Raw genomic sequence first — 10,075 nt, forward strand, 5'->3', positions numbered from 1 at the left:
TGCACCAATATTACTTTCGTTGTCTTTGTTTGTTGGGTTCCTGTGACACACGGGTTTAACAGTGTTCGTCCGTCGGCGGCGTCAAATGTGTATAAGAGGCAGCCGCCGCCTCCCGTGTCCGCTCCGCGCCCGAGGATCTGGAGCCGCGCCGCAAACACCGGCTGTCGCGCGAGCGGGACCCCATCGAGGCGCGCATCGACCTGCACGGCTTCGGCCGGTTCGAGGCCGAGGATCAGCTGCAGGCCTTTCTGACGTCGTGCCAGGCGCGGGGCATGCGGGCGGTCCTGGTCATCACCGGCCAGGGACGGCTGGGCGGCGGAGTGATCCGCGCCTCGTTCGGGGAATGGATGCAGTCGCCGGGCCTGCGCGGCGTCGTGTCCGGCTTCACCGTCGCCCATCAGAGGCACGGCGGCAACGGCGCCTTCTACGTCACCCTGAAGCGTAAGGCCTGAACGCGGAACGCCGTGCATGAAAAGGCCGGGACCGCGCGGCGGCCCCGACCTTTTCAGGCGCTTCGATTGGATTATTTGGCGGACAGCGCGCCGGCCAGGATCACGTCGATCTGCTTGCCCATATGGTCGGACAGGGCTTGAGCGTCCCATTCGTCATAGGCGGCGCGGCGGTAGTTCGACAGATAGGCGTCCCAGATCAGCTCGACCAGCAGGCGGATGTCGGCGTCCTTGTTCACCTCGCCCTTGGCGACGGCTTCCTGGAGGATGCCGCCGATCGCCAGCAGCAGGTTCTTGGTCGCGGCGCGGGCGCGCATCTCGGCGGCCAGGGGCTGGAACCACGACCGGGCGACGATGGCCTGGAACAAGGGCAACTGGTCCAGCGAGGAGTGATAGCCGGCGCTGAGGGCGCCTAGCAGTCGCTGGCGAACGGGTTCGCCCTGGGGCGCGCCCGCCGCGACCACCTCGGCCAGGCGGGTCATGTCCTCGGTCAGGACGGCTTCGAACAGTTCGGCCTTGTCCTGGAAGTTGGCGAAGACCGCCCCGGTGGACATGCCGGCGCCCTTGGCGATGTCGCGGATCGTGGCCGGCTCATAGCCGCGCTCGGCGAACAGGGAGCGGGCGGCGTCCAGAACCTTCTGGCGAGTCCGGACCTTGGCGGCCTGACGGCGGTTCAGGCGGGGAGCGGCTTCGGTCGAGAGAACGGTATCGGTCATGAAATCAGGCTTTTACTCTACGCATTTCGGAAGCCCTGACGGCCCGAAGTTGACTGGGTCAGTCGCTTAGACCGCGAGGCGAGACGTTATGTTGCTTCGCCCGCCAACCGCGCGATGCTGAAGCAGGGCTTGCATCACGGAACCATGACGAAAATGGGTCGCAAAAGCTAATGTCGCGGTTAACGGCCCGATTTCTAAGCTTAACTGTTATGGTTACCTGTCCCCATCTGAGGCATTCTCAACGCGCGGGTGGTTCTACTGCGTCCTCCGGCGGGTATGGCGGCCTGGAAGGTCCGGCGAAACTGATCCCGCTTCTCGTGGATCGAGGCCAGCACCAGGCCCATGGGCACGCCCAGATCGACCAGGGTGTTCTCCGCCAGCTGCAGGCTGGCCTCGGTCGTTTCGGGCACCGCGTCGGTGACGCCCAAGGCATAGAGGCGCGCCGCATGTTGGTCGTCGCGGGCGCGGGCGATGATGATCAGGTCGTCGCGCAAGGCGCGAGCCGTGGTCACCACCTCGTCCACCTTGGTCGGGGCGTCCATGGTGACGATCAGGGCGCGGGTGGACAGGACGCCGCAATGCGCCAGCATCTCGGCGCGACCCGCGTCGCCGTAGAAGACGTCGAATCCGTCGCGACGTCCCGCCGCCACGGCGGCGGCGTCGGTGTCCAGGGCGATGAAGGCCTGGTCGTGTTCCTTCAGCAGCTCCCCGATCAGTCGTCCAACCCGGCCGAAGCCGACGATGATGACGGCGCCGTCGGCCTGTTCCGGCGGGGCTGCGCCCTCGGGCGTGGTCGGCAGGGCCGGCGCCTTTTCGCGCGACAGCCTCTGGCCCAGCAGGGCCAGGAGGGGAATGGAGAAGATGCTCAGGGTCGCCGACAGGGCCACGGTGCTGGTCAGGGCCGGCGGGGCGATCCCCTCGACCATGCCGGTGGCGAAGACCACGAAGGCGAACTCGCCCGCCGGCGCCAGGACCAGGGCGGTCTCCAGCGCCGGGCGCGCGCCCAGGCCCCACAGGCGCGCCAGGCCGAAGATGACGCCGGTCTTGACCACGGTGATGGCCAGGGCCAGGCCGAACAGCAGGACCGGATTGGCCGCGACCGCGCCCAGGTCCAGGCCCAGGCCGACCCCGACGAAGAAGACCCCCAGCAAAAGACCCTTGAACGGTTCGATGGAGACCTCGACCTCGCGCCTGAACTCGGTCTCGGCCAGAAGCACCCCGGCGACCAGGGCGCCGATGCTCATCGACAGGCCGCTGGCCTGGGCCGCCAGTCCGGCGACCACCACGACCAGCAGGCTGGCGGCGACGAACAGCTCGCCGCCCTGCGCCGACTTGCGCGCCTGGGCCACCGAGCGGAACATCGGCCGCAGCACCACACGACCCATAAGAACCAGCAGGCCCAGGCCGATGGCGGCCGGCACCAGGGTGAACAGCGACCGTCCCAGAACCGCCGGATCCAGCGACCCGCCCGCCTGGGCGACCGCAGCCATCACGCTGACGGTGATCAGGATGGGCGCGACCGACAGATCCTGGGCCAGCAGAATGGCGAAGGTCGACCGACCGACCGTACCCTTCAGCCGCCCGCTTTCGGCCAGGACCGGCATGACGACCGCCGTCGAGGACAGGGCCAGGCCCATGCCCAGCACCGCGGCGCTGACCAGGCTCTGGCCCAGCAGCACGAACAGGCCCGCCAGCACGAGGGTGCAGACGACGACCTGCATCAGCCCCAGGCCGAAGACGAGCCGCCGCATGGCGCGCAGCCGCTCCCACGACAGCTCCAGCCCGATCATGAACAGCAGGAAGGCGACGCCCAGTTCCGACAACTGCGCCAGCTGAACCGGATCGCTGATGGTGAAATAGGAGAGCCAGGGAAGCGTGTCCGAAAACCGCGCCAGCCCGCTGGGGCCCAACACCACCCCGGCGGCCAGAAAGCCCAGAACCGGACTGATCTTCAGTCGGTTGACCAGGGGTACGATCACCCCCGCCGCCGCCAGGAAGACCACCAGATCCTTGTAGTCTGCGCCGTGCCCCTGCATTCGCCCTCCGTATCCCCGGCATGTGACCCGGAACCGCCGTCCCTGGCGAGACGTCGCGACCGTTTCATGAACTTTTTTTAAGGCGACAGCCCCAACCTCGGGTCTAGGGTCCGCTCCAACCTGCCCGCTTCAGGGGTGGAACCTAGGATACAGTGATGAAAAGACTGCTTATCGGCGCCGCTGTCGGCGCCCTTTTGGCGCCTGCCGCCGCCTTCGCCCAGGACATCGACCACGACCACGCCTGTATCGACGAGACCTGCTCGATCGTCTCGCTGTTCTCGGGCGAGGAGACCGCAGCCGGCTGGCAGGGCGTGGACGCCCCCCGCTACGGAACCTGGGGCTTCGATCTGAACGGCCGCGACACCTCGGTGAACCCGGGCGACGACTTCTTCCGCTACGCCAACGGCGCGGCCTTCGACAAGCTGGTCATCCCCTCGGACCGCACCAGCTACGGCTCCTTCGCCCTGCTGCGCGAACTGTCGGATAACCGGATGAAGGAACTGGTCACGGGTCTGGCCGCACGCACCGACCTGACGCCCGGCTCGGATGAGGCCAAGGTGGCCGACGCCTATCGGTCCTATATCGACCAGGCGCGCATCGATCAGCTGGACGCCCAGCCGCTGCAGCCCTATCTGGCCGCCATCCGCGCCGCCGACAGCCATGATAAGATGGCCGTCTACATGGGCCAGACGGTCGGCCGTTTCGGCGGCTCCTTCTTCGGCACCGGCATCACCATCGACGCGAAACAACCGACCCGCTACGTTGTCTCGACCGGTCAGTCGGGCATCGGCCTGCCCAACCGCGACTATTATCTGGACGCCCGCTACGCCGACAAGAAAGAGAAGTATCAGGCCTATGTCGCCGACATGCTGGGCATGATCGGCTGGGCGAACCCGGTCGAGACCGCCGCCCAGATCGTCGCTCTGGAGACCAAGATCGCCGGGGCGCACTGGACGCCGGTCGAGAACCGCAACCGCGACAAGACCTATAACGAGGTCACCATCGCAAAACTGACCCAGGATGCGCCCGGCTTCGATTGGCAGGCCTATTATGATGCGGCCGAACTGGGCGGCGTGCCCCGCCTGATCGTGCGTCAGGACACGGCCATGCCCAAGATCGCGGCCCTCTACGCCGAGACGCCGATCGAACTGCTCCAGGCGTGGGAAGCCTTCCACACCGCCGACGACATGGCCCCCCTGCTGTCGCAACGGTTCTCGGACGCCCAGTGGGGCTTCCGCTCGCGTGACCTGTCGGGCCAGCCGGAACAGCGCACCCGCGAGAAGCGCGCCATCTCCTTCGCCGAGGGTTCGCTGGGCGAGGCGACGGGCCGGCTCTATGTCGCCCAGTATTTCCCGGCCGAGTCCAAGGCCAAGATGGAAGACCTGGTCGCCAATCTGCGCACCGCCCTGTCGCACCGCATCGACAACCTCAGCTGGATGGGCGACGAGACCAAGGCGGCGGCCCAGGAGAAGCTGCGGAAATTCACCGTCAAGATCGGCTATCCGGACAAGTGGCGCGACTATTCCGGCCTTGATATCCGTGCAGACGACCTGGTCGGCAACGCCGAGCGGCGCGGTCTGTTCGAGTGGAACTACGACCTCGCCCGTCTGAACGACCCGGTCGACAAGACCGAATGGGGCATGACGCCGCAGACGGTGAACGCCTACTACAACTCGGCCAATAACGAGATCGTCTTCCCGGCCGCCATCCTGCAACCGCCCTTCTTCGATCCGAACGGCGACCCGGCGGTCAACTACGGCGGCATCGGCGGCGTGATCGGCCACGAGATCGGCCACGGCTTCGACGACCAGGGCTCCAAGTCCGACGGCGACGGCGTGCTTCGCAACTGGTGGACGCCTGCGGACAAGGCCAATTTCGAGGCCCTGACCGCCCGTCTGGGCGCGCAATACGCTACCTACGAACCGATCGCCGGCTACACCATCAACCCCGGTCTGACGATGGGCGAGAACATCGGCGACGCCTCGGGCGTGGCCGTGGGTCTTGAGGCCTATCATCTGTCGCTGGCCGGAAAGCCCGCCCCGGTGCTGGATGGAACGACCGGCGACCAGCGCTTCTTCTACGGCTGGGCCCAGGTCTGGCAGTCGAAATATCGCGACGAGGCCCTGAAGCAGCAGGTCGCCACCGATCCGCACTCGGCCGCCCAGTTCCGGGTCATCGGCCCGCTGCGCAACGTCGACGCCTGGTACGACGCCTTCGACGTCGAGCCGGGGACCAAATACTATCTGACGCCGGAAGAGCGCGTCCGCATCTGGTAGGCGGCGCCCATTCGAGAACGGAAAAGGCCGGGGTTCGCCCCGGCCTTTTTCATGGCGGACGCCTCGACAAATCGCCCCGGAAACCTCGAGACCACATCGAAATAGTCTACATATTGTCCATGGCGCGGGCGGCTCCAGGCGCGAAAAAGCCCGCTGCGGGGGATACATCGCAGCGGGCTTTCGCGCTCTTTGAAGAGCGGACGTTTCCTCCCCGAAACGCCTTCGAGTGCTGCGCGCTTGAGCAACGCTTGCCCTCGAGTGAGTTCATTTGGCCTATCGGACCCTGCGGCGTCAACGCACGTATCGGGCGGAGTCGAACTTTCTTCGACTTATCATTGATAAGTCATATTTCGCGCAAGTTATTCTCGAAGCTTATTCGATAATAGCCTTGATCGCAGCGATCAGGCCCTCCCGAGGGATCTTCATCTGGCCCGGACGCTCGGCCTTCCAGGCGTCGTTGTCGGTGATGGCGGCGGCCGCGGCGCGGCCGGCGGCCAGGTCCTTGATGGTGACTTCGCCCGCCGCAATCTCATCGCCGCCCAGGATGACGACGGCCGGAGAACCGCGACGGTCGGCGTATTTCATCTGGGCCTTCATGCCCGCACGGCCCAGATAGAGCTCGGCGGCGATACCGGCGGCGCGCAGTTCGGCGACCGCGGCCAGATAATGAGCCATGTCGTTGTCGGAAAAGACGATGACGACGACGGGGCCGCGCACGGCGTCTTCCGCCCCGCGGCCGGCGGCGCGCAGGGCCGAGGCCAGGCGCGAGACGCCGAAGGAGAAGCCGGTGGCGGGCACGCTCTGGCCGGTGAAGCGGGCGACCAGATCGTCATACCGCCCGCCGCCGCCGATGGAGCCGAACCGGACCGGACGGCCCTTGTCGTCAACGGTGTCCAGCAACAGTTCGGCCTCGAACACCGCGCCGGTGTAATATTCCAGCCCACGCACGATGGTGGGATCGAACTTCACCGCCTCCTGGCCGACCCGCATGGCGCCCAGCGCCCGGTCGATGGCGGCCAGTTCGTTCAGCGCCGCCTCGCCCGCCGCGCCCAGGTCGCCCGAACGGGCGACGGCCTCCAGGGTCTCGGCTCGTGACAGGCCCGGCGTATTGGCCGAGGCCAGGAAGGCCTCGATGGCGGCCGTCACCCTGGCCGGCAGGCTTGCGCCCTTGGTGTAGTCGCCGGAGTCGTCCAGCCGGCCTTCGCCCAGCAGTTGGACGACGCCGTCCCAGCCCAGCCGGTCGAACTTGTCGATGGCGCGCAGGGCCGTCAGCAGCTGGCCCGCCTCGGTCACGCCGCCGGCGTCGAACAGACCGTCGAACAGCTTGCGGTTCGAGACGCGGATCTGGGCCTGGCCCGCATCAAGGCCGGCGGCGCCCAGACCCTCGCAGGCCATGGCGATGATCTCGGCGTCGGCCTCGGGCCGGTCCGAACCCACGGTGTCGGCGTCGCACTGCCAGAACTCGCGGAACCGGCCCGGCCCTGGCTTCTCGTTGCGCCACACCGGCCCATAGGCGTAGCGGCGGAACGGCTTGGGCAGGGTCTCCCAGGTCTGGGCCGCGAACCGGGCCAGAGGGGCGGTGTGGTCGTAGCGCAGGGCCATCCACTCGCCCGGCTCGTCCGAACCCGCATCGTCCTGGAGCGCGAACACGCCTTCATTGGGCCGGTCGGCGTCGGGCAGGAATTTGCCCAGGGCGTCGGCGTATTCGAAGGCCGGGGTCTCCAGCGGCTCGAAGCCCCAGCGCTCATAGACCTCCGACACGCGCGCCACGATGCGGCGTTCGGCGGTCAGGTCGCGGCCGCGCTTGTCGGCGAAGCCGCGCGGATTGCGGGCGAGGGGTCGAAGGGGGGCGTCATCGGTCATGGCGCGCGCTTAAGCCAAGGGGGAGATGATCGCAACGTATCGCCGGCGGCCATGCAGGGCGCATACGCCTGTGAATTGCAGGCAGCCTGTTGTTCCTGCAAAGAAAAACCGGACCGCGAAGGAACAAAGGCGAAACGCTGTCCGTTGTTTCGCGCCATGACCCCACACGCCGTCCTCGTCTCCAAGACCTGCATCACCTCCGATCACCGGACCATCCGGTGGTGGGAATGCGAATTGGTCGATGAGGACGGCGCCCGACGCATCCGCGAACAGGCCTTCTTCTCCATCGGCGAAGCTCGATCCTGGGCGTCGTCCCAGGGCTATCCGGTCGAGGAGGCGTCTTTGCCCGGGGGGCGGACGTCAAGGCCTTGGGTCCCGTCGCCGACGTGATCTGAGCCCGTCGCGGGCCGATCAGGGCTCCAGCGTCTCCACCGTCAGATTGCCGTTCGTATAGACGCAGATCTCGGCGGCGATCTTCATGGCCTTGCGGGCGACGGCCTCTGCGTCGAGGTCGGTCTCCTCGATCAGGGCGCGGGCGGCCGACAGGGCGTAGTTGCCGCCCGAGCCGACGGCGGCGACCCCGTGTTCAGGCTCCAGCACGTCGCCGACGCCGGTGACGGTGAAGATCGACGACTTGTCGGCGACCAGAAGCATGGCCTCCAGCCGGCGCAGATAGCGGTCGGTGCGCCAGTCCTTGGCCAGGTCGACGCAGGCCCGCGCCAACTGGTCCGGATACTGCTCCAGCTTGGCCTCCAGCCGTTCGATCAGGGTGAAGGCGTCGGCTGTGGCGCCCGCGAAGCCGGCCAGCACCTTGCCGCCCGCCAGGGTCCGCACCTTGCGCGCCGCGCCCTTGACGATGGTGGGCCCCATGGAGACCTGACCGTCGCCCGCGATGACGGTGCGGCCGTTCTTGCGCACCGCCAGAATGGTGGTGCCGTGCCAGTCGGGAAAATTCGATTGAGTCATGATCCGCAGATGGCGCGACGGGCCTCGTCGATCAAGAGCGCGCGACGCCGGATAACGTCGTCATATTTATACCCATGTTTCTCTTATAACGCGCCATCCTTGACCGGAAGATCCGACATGGGAGATCGAAAATTGCTCTATCGCGTGCTTCTCGTGAGTGAAACAGTCGCGGCGGTTGAACGCTCGCCCTTGATGCTGGCTGACATTCTCGGCGCGTCTGAACGCAACAACCGTCGCGACATGATCGGCAGCGCCATGATGTTTCATGAGGGTCAGGCCGCCATGATGCTGGAAGGCATGCGCGCGGACCTCGATCGGTTGATCGCGCGCCTTCTTTCGGACGGTCGTCACCGAAATCTCAAGATCGTCGAGGATCGCCCCATCGTGCACCGTCGTGTGGCCGAGCCGGTCAAGCTCAACGCCATGTCGCCTCATCAGGCGGGCGAATATCTGGGCGGTCGCCGACTGGACCAGCTCGCCGCCTCGGTGCTGGAGCGGCTGTTGTCCTGCGACGGATTGCGTGTCTCGAGCTGTGCGGTCTGACGCCTTTGCTGCGTGTTTCGTTAACTCTATGGCCTTACTTCGGTCCTTGTGGCTGTAAATTGTAAAAGCGTAAGAGTAATCAATGAGTTTGTTCCGTATTGTCTATGTCAGCGACGCCGTGGGCGACGCGGGCGTGGGCCTGCTGCCCCTGATCGACATCATCGGCGCGTCGGACCGGAACAATCGCCGGGATCATGTGACCGGGGTGCTGATGCGCCACGACGGCCGGTTCTTTCAGGCCATTGAGGGCGCGCGGGTCGACCTGGATCGGTTGATGGGCCGGCTGCGCGCCGATCGACGCCACACCAATATCCGCATCCTCGCCGAGCTTGTGATCGATCAGCGCCTGTTCCCGGGGTGGGCCATGGCCCAGACGGACGCGTCGCCGGGGCTGGAGCGCCTGCTGGCCGAGGGGCTGGATCATACGAGCGTGAGCGCGAGCGCCGACAGGATCGTGTCGGAGGCGAGCCGGAGCCTGGCCGCCGTCTCCTGAGGCCTCGCGCCCAAGCCTGCCGCTCGCTAGAGAAGGGCATGGTTTTCTCTGAAGACGAAGTCGAACGCTACGCCCGGCATCTGGTCCTGTCCGAGATCGGGGGGCCGGGCCAGCAGGCCCTGAAGCGCGCGCGGGTGCTGATCGTCGGGGCCGGCGGCGTGGGCGCACCGGCGGCCCTCTATCTGGCCGCAGCCGGCGTCGGGACGTTGGGTCTGATCGACGACGACGTGGTGGGTTTGTCGAACCTGCAGCGCCAGATCGCCTTTTCCACGCCCGAGGTGGGCCGGCCCAAGGTCGAAGCGGCCGCCGAACGCCTGGGCGGGCTGAACCCGCATGTGACGATCCAGACCTTCGCCGAACGGCTGACGCCGGACAACGCCGCCGATCGGATCGGCGGTTTCGACATCGTGCTGGACGGGACCGATGATTTCGAGACCCGGCTGATCGTCAACGCCGCCTGTGTGGCGGCCGACAAGCCTCTGGTCTCGGGCGCCCTGGGGAGATGGAGCGGCCAGGTGGGGGTGTTCGCCGGTCGGCCCTGTTACCAGTGCCTAGTGCCCGAGGTTCCGCCGGACGCCGAGACCTGCGCCCGTGTCGGCGTGGTCGGCGCCCTGGCGGGCGAGGTCGGGTCGATGGCGGCGCTGGGGACGCTCCCGCCGATCAACCGGGCGGGGGCGCGCCTCGCCGGCGGGCCCGTGCTCTGCGACGTCCTGGCGGCGGCCGGGCGGGTGGG

The 10,075-nt window shown here is 67.0% G+C and carries 10 protein-coding genes; 6 read left to right on the forward strand and 4 right to left on the reverse strand.

What is annotated here, in order from left to right:
- Positions 1-200 precede the first annotated feature (200 nt).
- Positions 201-452 carry a Smr/MutS family protein gene (locus tag ER13_RS19055; RefSeq protein WP_255347096.1) on the forward strand — a complete coding sequence of 84 codons (252 nt, stop codon included), beginning with the start codon at positions 201-203 and terminating at the stop codon, positions 450-452.
- A 71-nt stretch (positions 453-523) separates the two neighbouring features.
- On the opposite strand, the gene ER13_RS13450 is transcribed toward ER13_RS19055, so the two are convergent.
- Both ER13_RS13450 and ER13_RS13455 read right to left on the reverse strand, forming a co-directional pair.
- Complete coding sequence (locus ER13_RS13450) at positions 524-1,165, reverse strand: TetR/AcrR family transcriptional regulator (protein WP_035310008.1); 642 nt, start codon at positions 1,163-1,165, stop codon at positions 524-526.
- A 200-nt stretch (positions 1,166-1,365) separates the two neighbouring features.
- Positions 1,366-3,201 carry a cation:proton antiporter gene (locus ER13_RS13455; RefSeq protein WP_035310010.1) on the reverse strand — a complete coding sequence of 612 codons (1,836 nt, stop codon included), beginning with the start codon at positions 3,199-3,201 and terminating at the stop codon, positions 1,366-1,368.
- Positions 3,202-3,356: 155 nt separating this feature from the next.
- On the opposite strand from ER13_RS13455, the gene ER13_RS13460 reads away from it, so the two are divergent.
- On the forward strand, positions 3,357-5,477 hold the full coding sequence (locus ER13_RS13460; RefSeq protein WP_035310012.1) for a M13 family metallopeptidase: 2,121 nt from the start codon (positions 3,357-3,359) through the stop codon (positions 5,475-5,477).
- A 372-nt stretch (positions 5,478-5,849) separates the two neighbouring features.
- Here the strand turns inward: ER13_RS13460 and hisS are convergent, their stop codons facing one another.
- Positions 5,850-7,340, reverse strand: a complete 1,491-nt coding sequence (gene hisS / locus ER13_RS13465; protein WP_035310014.1) for a histidine--tRNA ligase — start codon at positions 7,338-7,340, stop codon at positions 5,850-5,852.
- Between the two features lie 156 nt (positions 7,341-7,496).
- Between hisS and ER13_RS13470 the strand changes: the two genes are divergently transcribed.
- Positions 7,497-7,730, forward strand: a complete 234-nt coding sequence (locus tag ER13_RS13470) for a hypothetical protein (RefSeq protein WP_035310016.1) — start codon at positions 7,497-7,499, stop codon at positions 7,728-7,730.
- Between the two features lie 21 nt (positions 7,731-7,751).
- Here ER13_RS13470 and hslV read toward each other — a convergent pair whose 3' ends face one another.
- Positions 7,752-8,306, reverse strand: a complete 555-nt coding sequence (gene hslV, locus ER13_RS13475; RefSeq protein ID WP_008259677.1) for an ATP-dependent protease subunit HslV — start codon at positions 8,304-8,306, stop codon at positions 7,752-7,754.
- 132 nt (positions 8,307-8,438) lie between these two features.
- Between hslV and ER13_RS13480 the strand changes: the two genes are divergently transcribed.
- From ER13_RS13480 to ER13_RS13490, 3 genes are all read left to right on the forward strand, one after another.
- Positions 8,439-8,849, forward strand: coding sequence for a BLUF domain-containing protein (locus ER13_RS13480; protein ID WP_155988159.1), 411 nt, complete (start codon positions 8,439-8,441; stop codon positions 8,847-8,849).
- Between the two features lie 82 nt (positions 8,850-8,931).
- Entirely contained in the window at positions 8,932-9,342 is a 411-nt protein-coding gene (locus ER13_RS13485) for a BLUF domain-containing protein (protein ID WP_008261602.1), read from the forward strand.
- Positions 9,343-9,380: 38 nt separating this feature from the next.
- A partial coding sequence (locus ER13_RS13490; RefSeq protein ID WP_035310019.1) for a ThiF family adenylyltransferase occupies positions 9,381-10,075 on the forward strand: 695 nt, incomplete at its 3' end.

This window comes from Brevundimonas sp. EAKA (assembly GCF_000698025.1).
In the GTDB taxonomy this organism is placed as follows: Bacteria; Pseudomonadota; Alphaproteobacteria; order Caulobacterales; family Caulobacteraceae; genus Brevundimonas; species Brevundimonas mediterranea_A.

Excerpts from the sequence above, each read along its gene's own strand:
- ER13_RS13485 (WP_008261602.1), top strand. The coding sequence starts at position 8,932 with ATGAGTTTGTTCCGTATTGTCTATGTCAGCGACGCCGTGGGCGACGCG.
- ER13_RS13460 (WP_035310012.1), top strand. The coding sequence starts at position 3,357 with ATGAAAAGACTGCTTATCGGCGCCGCTGTCGGCGCCCTTTTGGCGCCT.
- ER13_RS13450 (WP_035310008.1), bottom strand. The coding sequence starts at position 1,165 with ATGACCGATACCGTTCTCTCGACCGAAGCCGCTCCCCGCCTGAACCGC.
- hslV (WP_008259677.1), bottom strand. The coding sequence starts at position 8,306 with ATGACTCAATCGAATTTTCCCGACTGGCACGGCACCACCATTCTGGCG.
- ER13_RS13455 (WP_035310010.1), bottom strand. The coding sequence starts at position 3,201 with ATGCAGGGGCACGGCGCAGACTACAAGGATCTGGTGGTCTTCCTGGCG.
- ER13_RS13470 (WP_035310016.1), top strand. The coding sequence starts at position 7,497 with ATGACCCCACACGCCGTCCTCGTCTCCAAGACCTGCATCACCTCCGAT.
- hisS (WP_035310014.1), bottom strand. The coding sequence starts at position 7,340 with ATGACCGATGACGCCCCCCTTCGACCCCTCGCCCGCAATCCGCGCGGC.